Origin of the sequence: Streptomyces sp. NPDC058534 (genome assembly GCF_042717365.1) — a bacterium.
Taxonomy (GTDB): Bacteria; Actinomycetota; Actinomycetes; order Streptomycetales; family Streptomycetaceae; genus Streptomyces.
Window position 1 is genome coordinate 85,455 of record NZ_JBHXNW010000014.1, and the last position, 18,701, is coordinate 104,155.

Genomic DNA, 18,701 nt, shown 5'->3' on the forward strand with positions numbered 1-18,701 from the left:
GACAGCCCATGGCCGCACTCACCACGAACGTGGTGCCCCTCACGGGGCTCCGCTTCGACGACCTCCTCACCGCCGCCGCATCGGGCGGGGACGACTGCGCCACCGGCGCGGGCGTCCTCCTGGTGGTGCAGAACACCGACGCCGCGACGAAAGACGTGACCCTGGCGACTCCCGAGGTCCTCGACGGTGACCTGGCCGTCGCCGACCGCACCGTCACGGTGGCCGCAACGACGGGCCTCACCGTCATCCCCGTCACTGACCGGTACCGGGATCCGTCCACCGGGCGCGCCGCCCTCACGTACCCGGGCGGTGTCACGGGCGTGAAGGTCTGCGTGATCAGGACGGCAGCGGCATGAGCGACTACGTGACCCTGCGCCACCCGACCCTCCCCGAGGACCAGACGATCACCGTGGCCGCGTCGGCGGTGCCGCACCACCGCGCGGCCGGCTGGGTGCCCGTCGACCCCCCACCCCCCGAACCGCAGGACGCGGCCGACCCGGCGGCCGCCGACACGCCCAAGCCGCCGGCCGCCGCCAGCGCAGCCCCCGACCCGAAGCCCGCCCGCTCCCGCCGGCGCGCCACCGAAGGAGAGTGACCCATGCCCGCAACGCCGATCGCGTCGTCGGTGCGCTACTACCGGCGCGGCCTGACGAAGGTGTCCTGGGTGCCGACGATCGCCAACGCGGCCGCGCCCACGCGTGCCGAACTGAACGCCGGCACCGAGCTGTCCGTCGAAGTCGGCGCCGTGGAGGGCTGGCAGGTCACCTCGGAGGTCGTGGAGACCCCGACCCTGGGCACCAAGTTCAACAGCAAGATCGACGGCCCGATCTCCGCGGACGACAGCTCCCTGACCCTGTACGCGTCGAAGACCGGCACGGACGTCCGCGACCTGCTCCAGCGTGGTGCCGACGGCCACGTGGTGTGGATGGACGAAGGCGACACCCCGGGCCGGACGATGGACGTCTTCCCGGCACGCGTCCTGACCCAGGCCAAGCAGCGGAACCTGGAGGACGCCGCCATGGTCCAGGTGCAGTTCGCCGTGACCCGCGAACCGTCCGAGAACGTCACCATCCCGGCCTGAGCCATGGCGCAGCGAGACTTCTGGATCACCAACACCGGAGACCTCGCGACGCTCCAGCGGCGCCTCCGACAGGCCGGTGACGGGACCCTGAAGAACAACCTGAACCGGCGCATCCGGCACGCCGCCACCCCCATCCACCGTGACCTTCAGCGCACCATGCGCACCCTGCGGGTCTGGGGCCCGGGCAGCCGCGCCGGGCGCGCCAGCCGGCCGGGCCGCTCCGGGCCGCCGCTGCGCGCGACGATCGCCGCGGCGATCCGCCTGTCGGTCACCACGGGCAGCGGCGCCAAGCTGTGGGTCGACAAGGGCCAGTTGCCGGCCGACTGGCAGACCATGCCGAAGAACCTGGACAAGGGCCACTGGCGGCACCCCACCTTCGGCAACAAGTCCCGGGGCGGCTGGGCCGACCAGTACTCCGAAGCCAACTGGTGGTGGAACACCATCCGGCCCCACATGCCCCGCCTACGGCGGGACGTGGAGCGCATCCTCAACGACGTCGAACGCCGCCTGGGCGGATGAAAGCGAGCACCACATGATCGTCTCTTTTGCTCACGACGACCGTGTCGAGGAGTACTCCACGCAGGACATGGCCACCATCGAGTCCGCCGAAGTCGAGCGGGTGACCGGCCTTGAGTGGGACGACGTCGAAAACGCCCTGAAGGCGCAGAAGCCGCTCCCGATGAGCGCGATCATCTGGGTGTTCCGCCGGCGGCAGGAGGCCGGCCTGAAGTTCGACGGCTTCTCCCTTCCCCAGTGGAAGCGCCGCCTCAAGGCCCGCCTGGAGCGCGAGGAGATCCTCGATCTGCTGGAGGGCGTCCGTGAGAACGTCGGCGAGGAGCACGTGGAAGAGGCGGCACGGCAGTGCCGGATCCTCGCCCACAACCCTGAAGACGTCGACGCGGTGCTGGCTGAGCTGGCGAGCCCAAAAGGTGGCAAGGGGACGACCAAGACCTCCAAGTAGTCGCCCGGCCGCGAGGCAGCATCACGGACCTGTTCGACCAGTACTGGACGCTGATCGCACAGCTCCTGCACGTCGGCCCCACCGAACTCGGGTCCCTGCCGCGTAAGCGGTTCTACCAGGCCGTTCTCCACGTCAAGCACTATCTGGCCGCGCAGGCGGCGCAGGAGGCCAAAGGGGGTGGATGACCCCCATGGCCACGACCATGACCTTCGTCCTCGAAGGTCGAGACCGGCTGTCCCGCGTACTCAACAACGCGTCCCGGACCGCCGGCCGGGCGGAGCGGAGGCTCGCCGCGTTCGGCGCGGCGATCCCCGTGGCGTCGTCGATCGCCCCGTTCGCCGGCGCGATCGCCGGGGCCGGCGTTGCCGTGGCCGCGTTCGGGGCCGCGGTCGTCCCACAGATCCTGTCGCTGGCGGAGGCATCTCAGGCACAGAAGAAGTACCGGGAGGCCGTGGAGGAATCCGGGGCCGCCTCGGAGGAAGCCGCGAAGGCGGAAGTGGCCTACCACCGCACGGTGTCCAAGATGCCGTCGGCCACCCGGGAGTCCGCGGCCGCGTTCTCGGTGCTGAAGACCGAGACCCGGGACTGGTCGGACAGTCTCGCCAGCGTCACGATGACCCCGGTCACCAAGGGCCTCCAGCTCACCAACGCCCTCCTGCCCCACACGTCGGGCCTGGTCAAGGGCGCCTCTGGGCAGCTGGACCGGCTCATGACGATCGCGGGCGGGGGCATGGCGACGCCCGGCTTCGACACGTTCATGGGCAAGGTGGAGGACTTCGCGGTCGGCTCAATGCGCGACGCCGTCAACGGCCTCGTGCACTTCGCGCGGGTCGCCGACAGCGGTGAGATCGGCGGCGGCGTCAAGGACTTCATGGACTTCGCCCGTGAGCAGGGCCCGCTCGTGGGTGACACCCTGAAGCAGGTGGCCATCGCCGCGGTCCACCTGCTGACCGCCGCGTCCGACGTCGGTGTCGGCCTCCTCCAGATCGCGAACGCGGCGGCCCGGGTCGTCGCCGCGCTGCCGCCCGGCTTCCTCACCATCGTGCTGCAACTGGCCGTCGCGATGCGCGCGGTGACCCTCGCGCGGGCCGGGCTGCTCCTGGTCGCCGGCGCGTACGGCATCATCCGGGCGCAGATCATCGCTGCTGGCCGGGCAGCGATCGGCGCCTCCGGCTTCGTGGGGACTCTCACCGCCGCGTTCGGGGCGCTGTCGACGAAGGCGAAGCTGGCGGTAGCTGCCACCGGGATCGGCCTGCTGGTGGTTGGGCTGATGCAGCTGTCCGAGATCGGGCAGGAGGCGCCGCCCGACGTGGACAAGTTGACGACGTCCCTCGGTGAGCTGGGGCGCACCGGGAAGGTCAGCGGTGAGGCGGCCCGCGTCTTCGGCACCGACCTCAAGGGTCTCGGTGACAGCCTCCGCACCCTCAGCCGCCCCTCGAACCTGGACAAGACCCAGCAGTTCCTCACGTCCCTGATCGGGATGGACAGCACCCCGGTCAAGGACGCCAAGAAGGACTTCGATGCGGTCGACAAGGCGCTGACCAACCTCGTGCAGGGAGGCAAGGCCGACCTCGCCGCGGCCGCCCTGGAGCGCATCACCGCCAACCTGAAGAAGCAGGGATACACCTCCGAAGAGATCAAGTCGCAGCTGGACGACTACAACAGCGCGCTCGCTGACCAGCGGCTCGAAGCGGAACTCACCGCGCAGTCCATGGGGCTGTTCGGCGAGCAGGCACGCAAGACTCAGCAGGCGCTCGCTGCGCAGAAGCTGTCCGCCGACGGCCTTCGACAGAGCATCGTCGCCCTCAACGACGTGCAGCGGCAGGGCCTCGGAGGGATGATCGCGTTCGAAGCCAGCGTCGACGCCGCCGCGAAAGCGGCGAAGGAGAACGCCGGCTCGCTGAGCTACGTGAACGGTCAGCTGGACCTCAACAGCCCCAAGGCGCAGGCGGCGGCGACCGCTCTCCAGGACCTGGCGCAGAAGACCGACGAGGCCGCCTCAGCGAACCGCGAGTCCACCGGTTCGTGGCAGGGCGCCATCGGCATCTACGAGCGCGGCCGCCAGCAGCTGGTCAAGAACGCGATGCAGATGGGCCTCACCCGGACCGAGGCGGAGAAGCTGGCCGCCCAGATCCTGAAGACGCCGAACAAGACGGCGATGCTGAAGGCGGACATCACCGACTGGAAGACGAAGATCTCCGAGGCGGAGAAGCAGCTCAAGACCGCCAAGGGCGACAAGAAGGCCAAGCTCACCGCCGACATCCTCAACTGGAAGACGCAGGTCGCACAGGCCGAACGACAGCTCATCACGGCCAAGGACGACAAGAAGGCGAAGCTCACCGCCGACATCGCCGTGTGGCGCGCCCGGGTCTCTCAGGCCGAACACCAGCTGAAGACCGCCAAGGGCAGCAAGAAGGCTCAGCTCACCGCGAACATCGACGACTGGCGGTCGAAGATCCGGTCAGCTCAGGGGCAGATCAACTCCCTGCCCGCGAGCAAGAACACGACGCTGACCATCACCACCCGGTACGTGACCCAGTATCTGACCGGCCGCTCCCAGCACGACATCGTGGGCGCGACAGGCGGCCTGTACACGGGTAGTGGCTTCCGCACCCACTACGACACGGGAGGCCTGGTCCGCGGCCCGGGCACCGGCACCTCCGACAGCGTTCCGGCCCCGTGGTTGTCCAACGGCGAGTACGTCATCAAGGCGGCGGCCGTCGCCAAGTACGGCGTGCGCATGTTCGACGTGCTCAACGCTATGCGGGCCCCCGCCGTCGCGATGCCGCGCAGCGCACCGGCATCGACCGTGGCATCGGCGGTCGCGGCTCCCGCGCCGGCCCCGGTCGGCGGCGAGTTCACCGGCCAGCTGGTCCTCGACTCCGGCGAGCTGCTCGGGGTGATCCGCGGCACCGTGCGGCCGTTGATCCGCGAGGCGCAGGACGAAGCCGCCTACCGGCAGAAGGTGGGAAGGGTGGTCGGCTGATGGGCATCTCGCACGTGTCGACGGGGGCCGGGGTCGGCCACGAGGACACGATCACCCCCGGGTACGGGTCGGGGGCGACGGCGGGGCGGCTCGCGGTCCTTCAGGTCACCAGCGGCCACGCCGACGATGCGGTCCCGTCCACGCCGTCCGGGTGGACCCGGGTGGGCACGTTCTCCGGAGGCGGAGGCACGTTCGCCTCCGGAGCCGGGCCGCGCCGGCTCACGTGGTTCGTGCGGGTCCTGGACGGCGGCGACGCGGCACCCACCACCAGCATCCCGGCCGGGTCGACGGGGTCGGTCCTCTCGGGCCGGATCTGGGTGCTGGAGCGGTCCGCCGGTACGGGATGGCTGTGGTCTGCGTCGTTCGGCGAGGACACGTCGTCGGGGACCGGTTTCTCGGCAGCCTGCGCCGACACGGTGACGTGGCGGCCCGGCGACTTCGCCATCCTCGGCTACGCGGCACCGAACACATCCGCCGGAGTGTCGGCGCACACGGTCACCGCGACCGGTGTCACCTTCGGGTCGGTAACCGAGTCGGGCGACGGAGGCCAGCTCAGCGGCTACGGCGTCCGCAACGCCCAGGCGTACTGCTCGGTGACGTCGGGCGCGGCCGCCCAGGCGCCGACGGTGTTGGCGACCCTGTCGGCCGCGTCTCCGGGCGCCGCCGGCGTACTGCGACTGCGGGAGGACGTGCCCAAGGGCGTCATCACGCTGACGGAGCAGTCCGTGTTCCCGCCGCGAATCCAGATCGTCGTGTCCGAACTGCTTGCCGGGGACGTCGCCACCGCGAGCCTGTACCGGAACGTCGGCAGCGACCGTACGGCGCTCCGCGGCGCGGTCGGTATCGACGCCACCGGCCAGACGGCCATCGTTCGCGTCGACGCGGAACAGCCGTTCGGGGTGCCCGTCACCTACACCGCCCGCCTGGTCGACAGCCTCGGAGACGAGAACGAGGTCACGTCCGAGGCGATCACCTCGGTCGTCGACTCCGACGTCATCTCGGACGCGGTGCGCGGCGTCGGCGCCTCGGTGACGCTCCAGACCTACCCGGAGAAGCAGCGCAACCGGGACGCCACCGTCTTCAACGTCGGCGGCCGCATGGTCGTCGTGAGCCGCAAGCGGTCAGGGCCGTCCGGGCAGATCACGCTACGCACCCTCACTGACGAGGCAGGCGACGCCCTCAACGCCACCCTGGAGGACGCCACCGAAGGCATCGTCCTCATCCGCAAGGCCGTGCACACGCCGCGCCTGGACGGCCACTACGCCGTGCCCCAAGACGCTGAGGCCCCCCGCTGGTTCGACGAGATCACCTTCTGGACTCTGGACGTCGTCAAGGTCGAAGCCTGGCCTGACGTCCTCGAAGCCGCCGGCTTCACCCTTGAGGACCTGGCCGCGAACTTCTCCACCCTCCAGGACCTCGCTGACTTCTTCACGCCGGGCAACCTGCTCGACATCGCGATCTACGACTTCGGCGGCTGACGTGCTGGACCTCTCCGCCGAAGCGCTCGCCATCACCCAGCGCAGCTACGTCATGGAGATCCGCGTCTCATCCTGGCGCGGCGGCGAACTCCTGGCCGACGATGTGCCGATCTCGGACGGCTCCGAGACCCGCGACCGATCCCTCACCGTCCCCGAGCGCGTCACCCTCACCGTCCCCCGCAGGGACCGCGGCATCGACTGGGACCCCGACAGCAACCCGGATCACCCGCTGGCCGCGTTCGGGCAGCAGCTGCACATCGCGTACGGCGTCGATATCGGCGCCGGCATGGAGTGGATCGACCGAGGCTGGTTCCTCATCACCGACTCGCGCGCGGAGGGCGACCAGGTCACCGTCACCGCCCAGGGTCTGCTCGCACTCATCGAGGAGGCCAAGTTCGTCGCCCCCTACCAGCCGGCCGCCGGGGACACGCTCGTCTCCACGGTGCGCGGCCTGGTCGAACCTGCGCTCACGGTCGTCTTCGACTCCACGCTCGTCGACCGCGACGTGCCCCTCGCCATGCAGTGGGACCAGGACAGGCGCGCGGCACTCACCGAGGTACTGCTCGCCTGGCCGGCGGACGCGCGGATGCACGAGGACGGCTACCTGCTCATCGAGCCCGTGGTCGATCTGGGGACTCCGGTACTCGCGCTGACCGACGGGCAGGGCGGCACGGTGATGCGCTGGCAGGGCTCCAGCAGCCGCGACGGCGCGTTCAACGTCGTCGTCGCCCAGGGCGAGGACACCGAGGGAACCCAGCTTCGAGGCACCGTCTACGACCAGACCAGCCCCTATCAGGTCGGCGGGGCCTTCAGCCCTCTGCCCGTGCCCTACTTCTATTCCTCGCCCCTGCTCAAGACGATCGAGCAATGCCGCAAGGCAGCGCAGACCACGCTCATCCGGCTACGCCGTAACGCCGACCGGCGCCTGGAGGTGACGATGGTCCCGCACCCCGGCCTCCAGGTCGGTGACACCGTCGCCCTCACGAACAACAGCCTGACCGGCGCGCCGGGGACCGTGGAAACGCTGACGCTGCCGTTCACGCCGGGGCAGATGACGGCCACGGTCCGGGTGCCGCTCTGATGGCGAACTTCGCGGACAACCGGGTCAGCCTGGCCGGGTACGGCAGCATCGTGGGCACCGCCCGCAGTGCTGTGTCCGGCGGGGCCTGCCTGGTCGACGTTGCCGGCATCCGAATCACCGCCCGCGTCATCGCCGGTCTCACCGTCGCGGCCGGGGACGCGCTGCTCATCACCCGCAGCTTGTCCACCTACTTCGTCCAGGCCGTTCTCCAGGCCAACCCCAACACGCCCCCGGCCCCGCCGGAGCAGGGACCTGACGAGACGCCCGAGGTCCCCAGCGGGGACGACGCCCCCGACCCGAAGCCCACCATCACCGGTGGCACTCTCCTGATCCTGCCCGTCGCCACGTCCACGTGGCGCGATGGCCGCTGGCGCACGGACGTCGGATCGCCGACGAACACCGACACCTACCAGGGCCGCTACAGCGGCAGCGCGCACGGCCGCAACACCGGCGTTGCCTTCTACGGCTCCCGGCCCCGCTCGATCGAAGGGGCCAAGGTCACCAAGGCCACGCTGAGGCTGCGCCGCCTGTCTGGCGGGGACTTCGCCGCCCGGGCGCCCACGCTGCGTCTGGTCACGCAATCCACCCCGCAGTTCAACGAGCCGACGCTGAACGAGACCGGCGCCGGGCCCCGACTGAAGCCGAACCAGTCCATCAGCAAGTTCGAGATCCCCAAGTCGTGGGCGCAGGCCATGGTCGACGGCACTCGCGGCGGCATCGCCATGACGGTCAACTCGGACAGCCCGTATCTGAAGTTCGCCGGGCGGGCCTCCTGGTCGGCGGCCTGGGCTCTCACGATCTCGTGGAGGAGAGGCAGTTGAGCGACACGACGTCCAACGGGATCGTCTACCCGACCAGCACCGACAACACCCGCCTGTGGGAGCACTTCGCGACCATGGCCGGGTCGATCAACCCGCAGCTGGGCATGCCCCAGCGGGAGATCTTCACCGTCTCCGGGACCTGGACCAAGCCAGACGCCGCGAAGTGGATGCACGTCCAAGTCGTCGGCGGGGGAGGCGGGGGAGGCGGCGTGCCTGCCACCAGCTCCACGGAGTCGGCGTGCGCGGGCGGCGGCGGGGGCGGCGGCTACGCCGAATCCATGATCCCAGCAGCCTCGGTCGGCGACACCGTCACCGTGGTCATCGGCGCGGGCGGCACCGGCGGCGCGGCCGGCGGGAACAACGGCAACACCGGGAGCTCCACATCGTTCGGGTCGACCGTGGTCGCGGCCGGCGGCAGCGGTGGCTTCGCCGGGATCGAGGCAACGACGACGCGAGCCGTCGCCGGTGGCGATGCCGGAGTGGGTACCGCCGGCGACCTGTTGGTCCGCGGCGGCGACGGCGGCAACGGTGTGGTCGTCGACGCATCCCCCGCAACCACCGGCTACGGCGGCGCCGGACTGTACGGCACCCAGCAGCGCGCAACAGCGATCACCTCCGGGGCCGCGCCCGGCACCAGCGCCCAGGACGAAGGCCGCTACGGCGGCGGCGGGGGCGGCGCTGTATCCGGCACCGCAGCCAACAGCGCGACGAACGGCGGCGACGGCGCCGACGGCATTTGCATCGTCACCACCTACTTCTGAGAGGGCCCCATGACCGTCTTCATCTCCGGTGCCGCTCGCAACGCCGCCGCCGACGCGATCACCGCGCTGGTCGACGCAGGCGCTGCCGGCGGCAAGTTGCAGATCCGCTCCGGCACACAGCCCGCCGGGCCCGACGCGACCGCGACCGGCACCCTGCTCGCCGAAGTGACGCTCGCGGCCACGGCCTTCGCCGCCTCCTCCGGCGGATCCGCGGCCCTGGCCGGGACCCCGCTGTCGGTGACCGCCGTCGCCGACGGGACGGCAACCTGGTTCCGCATCCTCGACTCTGCCGGGGTAGCCCGCATCGACGGCAGCGTCGGCGTGTCCAGCGCCGACCTGGTCGTCAACACCACCACGGTCAGCACCGGCCTGGACGTGGAGATCACCGACGGCACGCTCTCGATCCCCGCCTCCGGCTGAGGCGACCGTGGCCAAGCTCTCCACACTCTTCGACGCCTTCGACGCTGCCGCCCTCAACACCGGCCTGTGGAACGACAACAGCGTCGGCGTCTCCCAGTCGGCCGGCAACGGGTACGCGGCGATCACCGCGTCCACCGACTACCACTTCATGGGCTTCACCCCGCCCTCCCGGGACTTCCAGGAGGACACCTTCACCTGGGAGTGGACGTTCACGGGCAGCGCCGTCGCGGGCGTCGAACAGTACTGCTCGATCGGCAACGGCGTGACCGGCCAGGAAATCCACTACGGCCGGTTCTCCACCAGCCTCGGCTACTTCGTCGGCGCCGACGACGGGTTCCTGCCGTGGAACAGCACCGACCACCGCTGGTGCCGCATCCGTACGACCGCCACCCAGATGCACTTCGAGACGTCCGCCGACGGGGCCACCTGGGTCAACCCCTTCGGCGGCGGCGCCGGCATCGAGAACCTGCCCGCCTGGGACCTGAGCAACGTCCAGGTCCACTTCGTCAACGGCTACTTCTCCGGGTCCGGCGGCGGCGAGATGCGCATGCAGACCGTCGGCGTCGCCACCAACACCCTGTCCGGCAGCCTCAACGCCGCCCCCGGGGGAGCCAGCGCGCAACTCGGAGGCGACCTGTCGTCAGCCGCTTCCGGGGCGCTGGCGCTCGGTGGACCGCAGGCCTCCGGCGCTGGCCGGATTGTCAGCCGCACGAGCCTCGCCGGTGTCCTCGGAGGCGTGGGCCTCGCGGCCGCCGGGCATTTCGAGTCCAGCGCGGAAGACGTCACCGTGTCGGTCGGCCCGACCCGCATAGCAGCGCTCGGTGTCGGCGCCACCGTCCTCAGCCCCGACGTGGCGGAGACCATCCTGGAGAGGGAGCCCTGACATGCCGGTTGAGCTGTACAGCACCGCGACCGAGTACACGTCCAACGCGCTGACGTTCACGCGGGGCGGGCCGACGCAGGTCACTGCGGTCGGCGTCTACCACACCACCGACCTGCAAGAGATTCCTGCGGTCGCCGACTTCACCACGGTGCAGCTCGTCAACGGCGTCGCCGACCCGGACGGGCCGCTCGCCCAGGACGGCGTCATCGATGTCGTCGCCCTGATCGGCCCGGCCGTCGGCGCGGACTTGGCGCTCGTGGCCGGCACCTACCAGCGGTGGGTCCTCGTACAGACCGAGGGCGTCGATACCCGGCCCGGCGAGTCCATCATCCGCAAGGCCGACATGATCACCGTGCTGTGATCGTGGGCTTCACCGACCGCAGTGCCCCGCCCACGCAGTGGTGCGACTGGTGGACCGAGGTCCATCAGCTGGCCGCGAATATCGCGTACGGCTGGGTGCCCCCGCACCTCACGGCCGACCTCACCGACCCGAACCCCTGGTTCTGGCACTGGTGCCCGCAGCAGGGCCGCTGGCAGGCGCAGGCCGCGCCCGACCACCGCCTGGTCTCCCGCGAGCCGTTGCACCTTGAGCCGTCCCTGCTGTGGCGCTGCTGCGGAACCCACGGCTTCGTTCGAGGCGGCGAGTGGATCCCCGCCTGACCGGCAGAAGGAGGAACCGATGCCCCAGCCACCCAGCCCGGGCCGCACTGTGATGTACCGGCTCAGCGAGGACGACGCCCGGCACATCGCCCACCAGCGCGTGCAGTCCGGCCTGACCGGCAACCACGTTGAGGCCGGGCAGCAGTACCCGGCCGTCGTCGTCCGCGTCCGGTCCGGCGGCCCCGACGCCGCCGTCAACCTCCGCGTGCTCCTGGACGGACAGGACCCGCCCGTGTGGGCGACCTCCCGTCTCCCGGGTGACCAGCCCGGCACCTGGTCCTGGCCGGAGCGTGTGTGATGGCCAACCCCATGACCGCCGGCAGCCTCCGCCAGGCGCTCCGCGACGAGGGCCTGGTCGTCGTCGAAGTCGGCGACTGGCGAAACCACAACCGCAACCACAAGGGCCCCTTCGGACCCGTCAACGGCGTGATGATCCACCACACCGTGACCAAGGGCAGCGCCCGCACCGTGGAGATCTGCCGCAAGGGCTACGAGGGTCTGCCCGGCCCCCTGTGCCACGGCGTCATCACCAAGGACGGCCGCGTGCACCTGGTCGGCTACGGCCGCGCCAACCACGCCGGCCTGGGCGACGACGACGTCCTGCGCGCCGTCATCAACGAGACTCCACTACCGGCGGACAACGAGTCGAACACCGACGGAAACCGGCACTTCTACGGCTTCGAGTGCGAAAACCTGGGCGACGGCGACGACCCCTGGCCGGCGGCGCAGTTGGACGCGATCGAGCGCGCGGCCGCCGCGGTCTGCCGGCACCACGGCTGGAACGAACGCTCGGTGATCGGTCACCTGGAGTGGCAGCCCGGAAAGGTCGACCCGCGCGGCTTCACCATGAGCGGGATGCGCGCCCGGGTCGAAGAACGCCTCACCCACCCCGCCGGCTGGACACCCGGCGATCCCGAGGAGGAAGACATGCCGCGAGCGATCGGCCGGCACGTCGCCGACGCCCAGCAGATCACGCCCCGGAAGTGGAAGACCCTCAGCGTCGAAGGCGCCGACCTGCTGACCGGGGCGTCCCACTACCAGGCCACGGCCTTCGTCCAGGCGGCCGTCCCGCCGGGCTCCACGCTCCAGGGTCGCTTCTACCACCTGCGTCCGGACGGCTCCCGCTGGAACGCGCCGATCGTCGAACGGGTCGGCACCGACGGCCGCTCGTTCCCGGACTTCTCCAACAGCGGTTCGATCGTCGCCAACGAGCGACTCCGCTTCGAGTTCATCTACTACCCGGCCGACTCCAGCGACCAGACCCCGATCGAGGTCGGGGACGTCAAGGTGCGCGGCCTGTACTGGGAGGCGTCATGAGGATCTCGCGCTACTGGAAGGCTGCTGTCGCCGGCGCCGCGGCCGGCACCGCGGCGCTGGGCACCGCCGTGCAGAACGGCACACTGACGACGGGAGAGGGTGTCACCGTCGTCCTGGCCGTCCTCGGGGCGCTCGGCCTCACGTGGGCGGTGCCGAACCGGAAGCCGGCGGACTCGGCATGACCGCCGCTCCGGACCCGACGACCAACGTGGCAGTCGAGCTGGCGCAGCTACGAGGGGAGATCCACACGGGCCTGGAGCAGATCAAGGGCACCCTCGGTGTCCTCGTGGAGCGAACGAACCGCACCGACGCCGACGTCCGCCAGCTGCGCGTCGACATGGACAAGGAGATCGAGGATCTCCAGAAGCAGATCGACGAGCTGAACAAGGGCCGATGGCCCCTCGCGCAGATCGGCGCCCTCGCCGCTGTAGCCGCCGTAGTCGCCACGGTGATCGCTCTGTTCCTGGCCTGACGGCACGTAGAGGTCTACAGCCAGCCCCCGCCGCCCGAGGGCGGCGGGGGCGTTTCGTTTCTCCAGTACGACCATTCCACCCACACGGGCGGCGCACTGGGAATGCGCCTGACTGCGCCCCTACTCATGCCGCTATCAACAGAGCATGCTGAACGCAGTGTTGCGCGGCCTGACCGTGGCCTCCCTCGCCGTCTTGCCTCTCACCGTCTCCACGCCCGCCCACGCGGCAGAGACCATCCCACTGACCGCAGCCATCGACAGACTGACGGTGGCCACCGAGGACCGCACCGGCTACGACCGCGACCTCTTCCGCCACTGGAATTCCGGCGAAGATCCCGCCGACGGGTGCCACACCCGCTCCGAGGTGCTGATCTCCGAGGCTGTCGAACCACCCACCGTCGGGCCCCGGTGCCGCATTACGGGTGGCCGATGGTGGTCGTACTACGACCAGACCTGGATCACGTCCGCGTCCAGCGCGGACCTCGACCACATGGGGCCGCTCGCTGAGGCATGGGACAGCGGAGCATCCGGCTGGACGCCGGAACGCCGCGAGGCCTACGCCAACGACCAGGGCGCCGAGGCGAGCCTGGTGGCTGTCACCGCCCGCTCCAACCGGAGCAAGGCTGATCAAGACCCGGCCCAATGGCTGCCGCCCGCCGCCGCAGTGCACTGCCGCTACGTCGCTGAGTGGGTGGGCACGAAGCTCCGCTGGACCCTCTCAGCCGACCAAGCCGAAGCAGCAGCGCTGCGGGAAGTCGCCATGGGCTGCCCCGACCAGACCGTGACGTACGAGCCAGCTTCATAGTCCAGCCACCCGTGCCCGCCGCCTTCGGGCGGCGGGACGTCGTCTTGTATCAGAACGGAGCAGGCCCGCTGCCCGTGACATCCAAGCGGCCTGAGCCCACCGATGTGTACGTGGGCACGACGACTCCCTCTCTGCCATCCGGCATCCGAATCTTCACGTCGTCACTGATCATGACGTCGTAAAAGTCCTCACCGTCCTCCGTCGCTTCCACACTGCCCTCCCAACTGCGGAAGGTCCCGTCGTGGCTGCTGCCCAGCGATGCCTCGACAGAGATCTCGTTACCGTCCGCGATGATCGTTGCGGGGCAGTTGTAGATAGCCATGGGCTCAGTGTGCGCCCCGCTCGTGTCTGGGGCGGGCGAGTAGCTCGGCATGTCCAGGGTCTTGTGCCTTCTGGCCAGGGTGGCGCATTGTGGTCGCCCCACCGCCTCACCGGTGCGCTCCGCAAGGGACCGGCACCTCCCGGGGGCGGTGGGCTGGTGCCCCGTGTCGCTTCCCAGGTGGACGTGGCGCCGCTGCCCCCGCTGTGTGCCCCTCAGCGGGGGCTTAATCGTGTGCCCGGGCGTGTCTGACGTAGCGTGGTGATGAAAGTGACCCGCTCCAGTTCGGTTGGAGCGGGTCACAGTTCATGCGGCGTCAGGCGTCGAAGCCGCCTTCGCGCACGCCGGTGATGAAGGAGCCGAACGAGTCGGCGGGGAGAATCAGGGCGGGCCCGTCGGACTGCTTGGAGTCGCGCAGAGCGACCGCGCCGGTGAGGTCGGCGACCTCAACGCAGTTGCCGCCGTTGTTGCTGTAGGAGGACTTGACCCAGTCCACGCCCTCCAGATCGGTTGCCGTGATCGTGGTAGGCAGATCGTTCATTCTGTGATCTCTCGCGATAGCTGGTGCAGGATCTTCGGAGTGTCCCGTGGGGGAAAAGCGTTCGACGACATGGCTTCGAACATGCGGGAGAACCGGCCGACTTCTCGCGGCTTGTCCGTGACGGCGACGGTCCTCATCGCGGTGTCGCTCTGGATGGTCATTGGCAGACCGTCTTCGAGGACCATGATGTTGACGTCGTGGAAGGCCACGTAGCCCCGTTCCCCGGCGGGCAGGATTTGTATGGTGACGTTCTCCAGCTCGGCCAGCTGGGTGAGTTCGCCGTACTGCTCACGCATCACGTCGGCGGTGCCGACGGGATAGCGCAGGGCGGGCTCGTTGAGGACCGCCCAGAGCTTGACGGGGTCGTCCTTGCGTGTCAGTGCCTCCTTCCTCTTCATGCGGAGCTGCATGCTCTGGTCGACGAATTCGGATGTGGTTTCGTCGATGTGCTTGTGCAGCTCGTGGACAGCTTGGGCGTAGTCCCTGGTCTGGAGGAGACCGGGGATGACGGTCGGGTGGAAGGCCCGGATCTCCCGGGCGGCTGCCTCGATCCCGAGGAACCTGGGCATGCCCGACAGCATGTTGGTGCTGCCGTCGGCCCACCATTCCCGGCTGGATGCTTCGCGCTGGAGCGCGACCAGCCGGTCCACTTGGGCATCGTCGGTGATGCCGTAGCGCTCCAGCAGCTCGCGCAGGTAGCCGGCCTGTCGGAGGGACTTCCAGCCGGTCTCGACGCGCTGGAGCGTGCTCTCGTCGACCGACAGCCCTTCTACGGCCTGGGCGATGGTCAGTCCGGCGGCCTTGCGTAACTGGCGTAGCTCGTGGCCGAGTCCGATGCGCCTGGCGGTTGGCTGAGGTTTCGCCGCCATGTGCCCTCCAATCCCGCGCATGTGCGCATGGTCCCTGCGTTGGGTTCAACTCTCCACGACTCGTGCGCATAGCGGAAGCCATGCGCACGCCGTGGCATGTGCCAATTCTTCAACTCAGGCTGGTTCCTGGCAGATTCTATTGCGGGTTCTGGAGGTGAGGAGCACGGTGGCATGAGAAGACCCCGGCGAGGTGGAGGCCTCCCGGGGCGTGGCCAACGCTGCGAGGAGCGCCGACACCATGAAACCTACCGCCCCGCGAAAGCCAGGCGTCAAGATGACCCTGCACGTCTACCGGGTGAACCAGGCCGGCGCGGTCACCGAGGACCGCGGCACGGTGAACGTCGGGAGCAGGAAGAAGCTGCCGCCGAAGAATGACGCCTACCCGCCCTGCACGTGCCCGCGCCACCGTGCCGAACGGGCAGCGACCCGGTGAGCGCCATCGAGAAGAGCAAGGCGCCCGCTCCCGTCGACCTGGAGGCCATGCGCAAGACCGTGCATGCAGTGCTCCTTCCCGACGGTGGGAGCCCCGTAGAGCTGGAGGCGGAGGACGCGGCAACGGCGGCGATCAAGGACCTGCGCGGCCACTTGGAACGGCTGATCCCGGTCGTGGAGGACGCGGTCGGGGAGCCGGACAGCATCGCGCGGTACTGCACGCTCGCCTGCGTCGGCGAGGCCCGCCGCAAGCTCCAGGCGGAGCCGCTGCCGCGCCCCGGTGGGCCGCTCGCCTACGCCCGGCGCCTGGCCCGGGTCCTCACCGCCCTCTGCGACCACCACGAGAGCATGAGCGGCGAGTCCCGGTGACGCCCGAGGTGCGCGTCTGCCGGTACTGCGACGAGCCGATCACTGACCCGGGCGACGCGGTCCTGGTGGCGCAGGAGGCCGGCAACTCCGGGCCCGGCTGGAACGTGTGGGCGCACCGCGCTCACGCCGGCCAGCTGGGGATGCACCCGGTGGCCGTCCGCGCGCTGGCCCGCATCCTGCTCGCGCGGGTCTTCCCCCAGGGCGGCTGACCGCCCCGCCTGCCCCGGCGTACGGGGCCCCGGGCGACCGCCGGGTCAGGGTCGCACCCGATGAACGCCCGTCCCGCCAGCGGAACGCAAGCCGCTGGCGGGGCGGGTCCCAAGACACCCGCCCCGAGCCCCCAACCCTGGACAGGTCGAGCGCCCGGGGCGGGCCCACGTTCACCACCTCCTGGAGGACTGAATGACGACTGCCACCACCCCGATCGCGGGCATTCGCTCCGTCGAACTGGAGATCACGGGACGCTGCCAGCTCCAGTGCACGCACTGCTGCACCAGCTCCGGCCCGAAGGCCAGCAGCGGCACCATGACGCGCGAGGACTGGGAGCGTGTCATCACCGACATCGCGCGCCTCGGCATCCCCGCCGTCCAGTTCATCGGCGGCGAGCCGACCCTCACGCCCTACCTGCCGCAGTACATCGACCACGCCCTGGCCGCCGGCCTGCGCGTGGAGGTGTACTCCAACCTCGCCCACGTCCGGCCCGGCCTGTGGTCGGCGTTCTCGCAGCCCGGCGTGTGTCTGGCCACCAGCTACTACAGCGACCAGGCGCAGCAGCACGAGGAGATCACCCGCGGGCCGGGCAGCTACCGGCGGACCCGCGACAACATCGTCGAAGCGGTCCGGCGCGGCATCCCGCTGCGGGTCGGCATCGTCGACGTCCTCGAAGGGCAGCGCGTCGACCAGGCGCAAGACGAGCTGCGCCGGCTCGGGGTGACCAGCATCAAGGTCGACCGCGTCCGCAAGGTGGGCCGCGCCGCCGACCAGGCCGCGACGATCCCGAGCACGGGCGAACTGTGCGGGAACTGCTTCCGCTACCGGGTGTCCGTCGACCCCGACGGCGCCGTGTCCGGGTGCATCCTGTCCCGGTTCCTCGTGGCCGGGAACGTCCGCGAGCAGCGCCTGGCCGACATCCTCGACAGCGACCGGTGGCAGCAGCTCACCGACGCCGTGCCCATGCCGCGCGCGGCCTGCCCGCCGGACGACTCCGGCGACTGCGACCCGGCGAACACCGAGGCGTGCGATCCTGCCTACTACGCCCCGGACCCGACGCCCAGCCTCGGAGTGACCGCGTGATCTGGGAATCCTCAGCCGCCGACCTCGCCAGCCGAGTGACCCACCGGTCCTCGCGCTGGCGGGGCGCGGTGGCACGCACCCCACGCCACGTCTTCGTGCCCGCCTGGTGGGAAGCCGAGGGCGGCCGCTGGGAGTTGCGCGACCCGGTCAACGAGGACCAGTGGTACCCGGCCGCCTACGCCGACCGCTCGCTGGTCACCCGCGTCGGCGCGCTGCACGCCGACCAGGCGAAGCCGGACGACCACCCGACGGGTCGGCCGACGTCCTCCGCGACGCTGCCCAGCCTCGTCGTGCGCATGTTCCAGCACGCTCGGATCGACGACGGTGACGAGCTGCTCGACGTCGGCACCGGCAGCGGCTACGGGACCGCGCTCGCCGTGCACCGGCTCGGAGCTGACGCCGTGACGAGCATCGACGTCGACCCCTACCTGGTGGACGCGGCACGCGACCGTCTCGCCACGATCGGCCTGCACCCCACCGTGGAGGCCGTCGACGCGACCGGGCCGCTGCCGGCGAAGGCCGGAAAGTTCGACCGGATCGTGGCCACCGTCGCGGTACGCACCGTGCCCGCCAGCTGGCTGACCGGACTGTGTACCGGTGGCCGGCTGGTCACCACGATCGCCGGGACGTCGCTGATCCTCACCGCGGACAAACGGGCGGACGGGGCCGCCGTCGGCCGCGTGGAGTGGGACCGGGCAGGGTTCATGCACGCCCGCCACGGCGAGAACTACCCTCCCGGCTCCTTCGGGTTGCTGGCCGCCGCGCACGAGATCGACGGCGAGGAGGTCACCGCCGGCACCTATCCGGTCGTCGACGTGGCCAACGCGTGGGATCTCGACTCGATGCTCGGCATCGTGGCACCGGGCATCGAGCACGCCTATCGGGACGACGGCCACCGGCGCACTGCCGTCATGGCTCACGCCGATGGGTCATGGGCCCGGGCCACGTCCGTAGGCAGCGAGGCGCCCACCGTCCACCAGGGCGGCCCGCGGCGCCTGTGGGACATCCTGGACGGCATCCGGGCGTACTGGCTCCAGCACGGCGAACTGCCGGCGCGGGGCGCGCGCGTCCTGATCACGCCGGAGGGGGAGACCCGCCTCGCCAGAGGGAAGTGGCGCGCGGTGCTCTGACGGCGCCCACCAGAGCGGCCCC

Annotated in this window: 27 protein-coding genes; 24 read left to right on the forward strand and 3 right to left on the reverse strand. The window is 70.4% G+C overall.

Features of this window, described 5'->3' with window-relative positions:
* The first annotated feature begins 8 nt into the window (after window positions 1-8).
* The 19 genes from ACFWR9_RS11555 (at window position 9) to ACFWR9_RS11645 (ending at window position 13,726) form a co-directional block, all read left to right on the forward strand.
* Window positions 9-356: a hypothetical protein gene (locus tag ACFWR9_RS11555; RefSeq protein WP_383839192.1), complete on the forward strand. Its 348-nt coding sequence runs from the start codon at window positions 9-11 to the stop codon at window positions 354-356.
* On the forward strand, window positions 353-595 hold the full coding sequence (locus ACFWR9_RS11560; protein WP_383839195.1) for a hypothetical protein: 243 nt from the start codon (window positions 353-355) through the stop codon (window positions 593-595). The genes ACFWR9_RS11555 and ACFWR9_RS11560 overlap by 4 nt, the downstream gene beginning before the upstream one ends.
* 3 nt (window positions 596-598) lie before the next feature.
* Entirely contained in the window at window positions 599-1,081 is a 483-nt protein-coding gene (locus ACFWR9_RS11565; RefSeq protein ID WP_383839198.1) for a hypothetical protein, read from the forward strand.
* 3 nt (window positions 1,082-1,084) lie between these two features.
* Window positions 1,085-1,600: a hypothetical protein gene (locus ACFWR9_RS11570; protein ID WP_383839201.1), complete on the forward strand. Its 516-nt coding sequence runs from the start codon at window positions 1,085-1,087 to the stop codon at window positions 1,598-1,600.
* Between the two features lie 13 nt (window positions 1,601-1,613).
* Window positions 1,614-2,042 carry a hypothetical protein gene (locus tag ACFWR9_RS11575; protein ID WP_383839204.1) on the forward strand — a complete coding sequence of 143 codons (429 nt, stop codon included), beginning with the start codon at window positions 1,614-1,616 and terminating at the stop codon, window positions 2,040-2,042.
* A gap of 190 nt (window positions 2,043-2,232) precedes the next feature.
* Window positions 2,233-5,028: a hypothetical protein gene (locus ACFWR9_RS11580; RefSeq protein ID WP_383839207.1), complete on the forward strand. Its 2,796-nt coding sequence runs from the start codon at window positions 2,233-2,235 to the stop codon at window positions 5,026-5,028.
* Complete coding sequence (locus tag ACFWR9_RS11585; protein WP_383839210.1) at window positions 5,028-6,506, forward strand: hypothetical protein; 1,479 nt, start codon at window positions 5,028-5,030, stop codon at window positions 6,504-6,506. Before ACFWR9_RS11580 ends, ACFWR9_RS11585 begins: the two co-directional genes overlap by 1 nt.
* 1 nt (window position 6,507) lies before the next feature.
* On the forward strand, window positions 6,508-7,587 hold the full coding sequence (locus ACFWR9_RS11590) for a DUF5047 domain-containing protein (RefSeq protein ID WP_383839213.1): 1,080 nt from the start codon (window positions 6,508-6,510) through the stop codon (window positions 7,585-7,587).
* Window positions 7,587-8,408 (forward strand): hypothetical protein, encoded by an 822-nt coding sequence (locus ACFWR9_RS11595; protein WP_383839216.1) that lies wholly within the window; start codon window positions 7,587-7,589, stop codon window positions 8,406-8,408. Before ACFWR9_RS11590 ends, ACFWR9_RS11595 begins: the two co-directional genes overlap by 1 nt.
* A complete protein-coding gene (locus tag ACFWR9_RS11600; protein WP_383839219.1) occupies window positions 8,405-9,169 on the forward strand; it encodes a glycine-rich domain-containing protein in 765 nt (254 codons plus the stop codon). The genes ACFWR9_RS11595 and ACFWR9_RS11600 overlap by 4 nt, the downstream gene beginning before the upstream one ends.
* Before the next feature lie 9 nt (window positions 9,170-9,178).
* The gene (locus ACFWR9_RS11605; RefSeq protein WP_383839222.1) at window positions 9,179-9,589 is read left to right on the forward strand and encodes a hypothetical protein; all 411 of its coding nucleotides are present in this window, start codon (window positions 9,179-9,181) and stop codon (window positions 9,587-9,589) included.
* Window positions 9,590-9,596: 7 nt separating this feature from the next.
* A complete protein-coding gene (locus ACFWR9_RS11610) occupies window positions 9,597-10,472 on the forward strand; it encodes a hypothetical protein (RefSeq protein ID WP_383839225.1) in 876 nt (291 codons plus the stop codon).
* A gap of 1 nt (window position 10,473) precedes the next feature.
* Window positions 10,474-10,833, forward strand: coding sequence for a hypothetical protein (locus tag ACFWR9_RS11615; RefSeq protein ID WP_383839228.1), 360 nt, complete (start codon window positions 10,474-10,476; stop codon window positions 10,831-10,833).
* Between the two features lie 2 nt (window positions 10,834-10,835).
* On the forward strand, window positions 10,836-11,132 hold the full coding sequence (locus ACFWR9_RS11620; RefSeq protein ID WP_383839230.1) for a hypothetical protein: 297 nt from the start codon (window positions 10,836-10,838) through the stop codon (window positions 11,130-11,132).
* 19 nt (window positions 11,133-11,151) lie between these two features.
* On the forward strand, window positions 11,152-11,430 hold the full coding sequence (locus ACFWR9_RS11625) for a hypothetical protein (protein ID WP_383839233.1): 279 nt from the start codon (window positions 11,152-11,154) through the stop codon (window positions 11,428-11,430).
* Window positions 11,430-12,449, forward strand: a complete 1,020-nt coding sequence (locus ACFWR9_RS11630) for an N-acetylmuramoyl-L-alanine amidase (protein ID WP_383839235.1) — start codon at window positions 11,430-11,432, stop codon at window positions 12,447-12,449. Before ACFWR9_RS11625 ends, ACFWR9_RS11630 begins: the two co-directional genes overlap by 1 nt.
* Entirely contained in the window at window positions 12,446-12,631 is a 186-nt protein-coding gene (locus ACFWR9_RS11635) for a hypothetical protein (protein ID WP_383839238.1), read from the forward strand. The genes ACFWR9_RS11630 and ACFWR9_RS11635 overlap by 4 nt, the downstream gene beginning before the upstream one ends.
* Window positions 12,628-12,921, forward strand: a complete 294-nt coding sequence (locus tag ACFWR9_RS11640; protein WP_383839240.1) for a hypothetical protein — start codon at window positions 12,628-12,630, stop codon at window positions 12,919-12,921. Before ACFWR9_RS11635 ends, ACFWR9_RS11640 begins: the two co-directional genes overlap by 4 nt.
* A gap of 145 nt (window positions 12,922-13,066) precedes the next feature.
* The gene (locus ACFWR9_RS11645; protein ID WP_383839243.1) at window positions 13,067-13,726 is read left to right on the forward strand and encodes an HNH endonuclease family protein; all 660 of its coding nucleotides are present in this window, start codon (window positions 13,067-13,069) and stop codon (window positions 13,724-13,726) included.
* A gap of 49 nt (window positions 13,727-13,775) precedes the next feature.
* On the opposite strand, the gene ACFWR9_RS11650 is transcribed toward ACFWR9_RS11645, so the two are convergent.
* The 3 genes from ACFWR9_RS11650 to ACFWR9_RS11660 all read right to left on the reverse strand — a co-directional run bounded on the left by ACFWR9_RS11650 (window position 13,776) and on the right by ACFWR9_RS11660 (window position 15,455).
* Entirely contained in the window at window positions 13,776-14,048 is a 273-nt protein-coding gene (locus ACFWR9_RS11650; RefSeq protein WP_383839246.1) for a hypothetical protein, read from the reverse strand.
* A gap of 313 nt (window positions 14,049-14,361) precedes the next feature.
* The gene (locus ACFWR9_RS11655) at window positions 14,362-14,586 is read right to left on the reverse strand and encodes a DUF397 domain-containing protein (protein WP_383839249.1); all 225 of its coding nucleotides are present in this window, start codon (window positions 14,584-14,586) and stop codon (window positions 14,362-14,364) included.
* Window positions 14,583-15,455, reverse strand: coding sequence for a helix-turn-helix domain-containing protein (locus tag ACFWR9_RS11660; protein ID WP_383839252.1), 873 nt, complete (start codon window positions 15,453-15,455; stop codon window positions 14,583-14,585). Before ACFWR9_RS11660 ends, ACFWR9_RS11655 begins: the two co-directional genes overlap by 4 nt.
* Window positions 15,456-15,693: 238 nt before the next feature.
* Here ACFWR9_RS11660 and ACFWR9_RS11665 point away from each other — a divergent pair, with 238 nt between their 5' ends.
* The 5 genes from ACFWR9_RS11665 to ACFWR9_RS11685 all read left to right on the forward strand — a co-directional run bounded on the left by ACFWR9_RS11665 (window position 15,694) and on the right by ACFWR9_RS11685 (window position 18,679).
* A complete protein-coding gene (locus tag ACFWR9_RS11665) occupies window positions 15,694-15,888 on the forward strand; it encodes a hypothetical protein (RefSeq protein WP_383839255.1) in 195 nt (64 codons plus the stop codon).
* Entirely contained in the window at window positions 15,885-16,256 is a 372-nt protein-coding gene (locus tag ACFWR9_RS11670) for a DUF6415 family natural product biosynthesis protein (RefSeq protein WP_383839258.1), read from the forward strand. The genes ACFWR9_RS11665 and ACFWR9_RS11670 overlap by 4 nt, the downstream gene beginning before the upstream one ends.
* On the forward strand, window positions 16,253-16,465 hold the full coding sequence (locus ACFWR9_RS11675) for a hypothetical protein (RefSeq protein WP_383839261.1): 213 nt from the start codon (window positions 16,253-16,255) through the stop codon (window positions 16,463-16,465). Before ACFWR9_RS11670 ends, ACFWR9_RS11675 begins: the two co-directional genes overlap by 4 nt.
* Window positions 16,466-16,658: 193 nt before the next feature.
* Window positions 16,659-17,549: a radical SAM protein gene (locus tag ACFWR9_RS11680; protein ID WP_383839264.1), complete on the forward strand. Its 891-nt coding sequence runs from the start codon at window positions 16,659-16,661 to the stop codon at window positions 17,547-17,549.
* Complete coding sequence (locus ACFWR9_RS11685; RefSeq protein ID WP_383839267.1) at window positions 17,546-18,679, forward strand: methyltransferase domain-containing protein; 1,134 nt, start codon at window positions 17,546-17,548, stop codon at window positions 18,677-18,679. Before ACFWR9_RS11680 ends, ACFWR9_RS11685 begins: the two co-directional genes overlap by 4 nt.
* Window positions 18,680-18,701: the final 22 nt, after the last annotated feature.

Bases quoted from the DNA above. Each gene is read 5' to 3' on its own strand.
- ACFWR9_RS11555 (WP_383839192.1), top strand. From the start codon at position 9: ATGGCCGCACTCACCACGAACGTGGTGCCCCTCACGGGGCTCCGCTTC.
- ACFWR9_RS11560 (WP_383839195.1), top strand. From the start codon at position 353: ATGAGCGACTACGTGACCCTGCGCCACCCGACCCTCCCCGAGGACCAG.
- ACFWR9_RS11565 (WP_383839198.1), top strand. From the start codon at position 599: ATGCCCGCAACGCCGATCGCGTCGTCGGTGCGCTACTACCGGCGCGGC.
- ACFWR9_RS11570 (WP_383839201.1), top strand. From the start codon at position 1,085: ATGGCGCAGCGAGACTTCTGGATCACCAACACCGGAGACCTCGCGACG.
- ACFWR9_RS11575 (WP_383839204.1), top strand. From the start codon at position 1,614: ATGATCGTCTCTTTTGCTCACGACGACCGTGTCGAGGAGTACTCCACG.
- ACFWR9_RS11580 (WP_383839207.1), top strand. From the start codon at position 2,233: ATGGCCACGACCATGACCTTCGTCCTCGAAGGTCGAGACCGGCTGTCC.
- ACFWR9_RS11585 (WP_383839210.1), top strand. From the start codon at position 5,028: ATGGGCATCTCGCACGTGTCGACGGGGGCCGGGGTCGGCCACGAGGAC.
- ACFWR9_RS11595 (WP_383839216.1), top strand. From the start codon at position 7,587: ATGGCGAACTTCGCGGACAACCGGGTCAGCCTGGCCGGGTACGGCAGC.
- ACFWR9_RS11605 (WP_383839222.1), top strand. From the start codon at position 9,179: ATGACCGTCTTCATCTCCGGTGCCGCTCGCAACGCCGCCGCCGACGCG.
- ACFWR9_RS11615 (WP_383839228.1), top strand. From the start codon at position 10,474: ATGCCGGTTGAGCTGTACAGCACCGCGACCGAGTACACGTCCAACGCG.
- ACFWR9_RS11625 (WP_383839233.1), top strand. From the start codon at position 11,152: ATGCCCCAGCCACCCAGCCCGGGCCGCACTGTGATGTACCGGCTCAGC.
- ACFWR9_RS11630 (WP_383839235.1), top strand. From the start codon at position 11,430: ATGGCCAACCCCATGACCGCCGGCAGCCTCCGCCAGGCGCTCCGCGAC.
- ACFWR9_RS11635 (WP_383839238.1), top strand. From the start codon at position 12,446: ATGAGGATCTCGCGCTACTGGAAGGCTGCTGTCGCCGGCGCCGCGGCC.
- ACFWR9_RS11640 (WP_383839240.1), top strand. From the start codon at position 12,628: ATGACCGCCGCTCCGGACCCGACGACCAACGTGGCAGTCGAGCTGGCG.
- ACFWR9_RS11645 (WP_383839243.1), top strand. From the start codon at position 13,067: ATGCTGAACGCAGTGTTGCGCGGCCTGACCGTGGCCTCCCTCGCCGTC.
- ACFWR9_RS11650 (WP_383839246.1), bottom strand. From the start codon at position 14,048: ATGGCTATCTACAACTGCCCCGCAACGATCATCGCGGACGGTAACGAG.
- ACFWR9_RS11655 (WP_383839249.1), bottom strand. From the start codon at position 14,586: ATGAACGATCTGCCTACCACGATCACGGCAACCGATCTGGAGGGCGTG.
- ACFWR9_RS11660 (WP_383839252.1), bottom strand. From the start codon at position 15,455: ATGGCGGCGAAACCTCAGCCAACCGCCAGGCGCATCGGACTCGGCCAC.
- ACFWR9_RS11665 (WP_383839255.1), top strand. From the start codon at position 15,694: ATGAAACCTACCGCCCCGCGAAAGCCAGGCGTCAAGATGACCCTGCAC.
- ACFWR9_RS11680 (WP_383839264.1), top strand. From the start codon at position 16,659: ATGACGACTGCCACCACCCCGATCGCGGGCATTCGCTCCGTCGAACTG.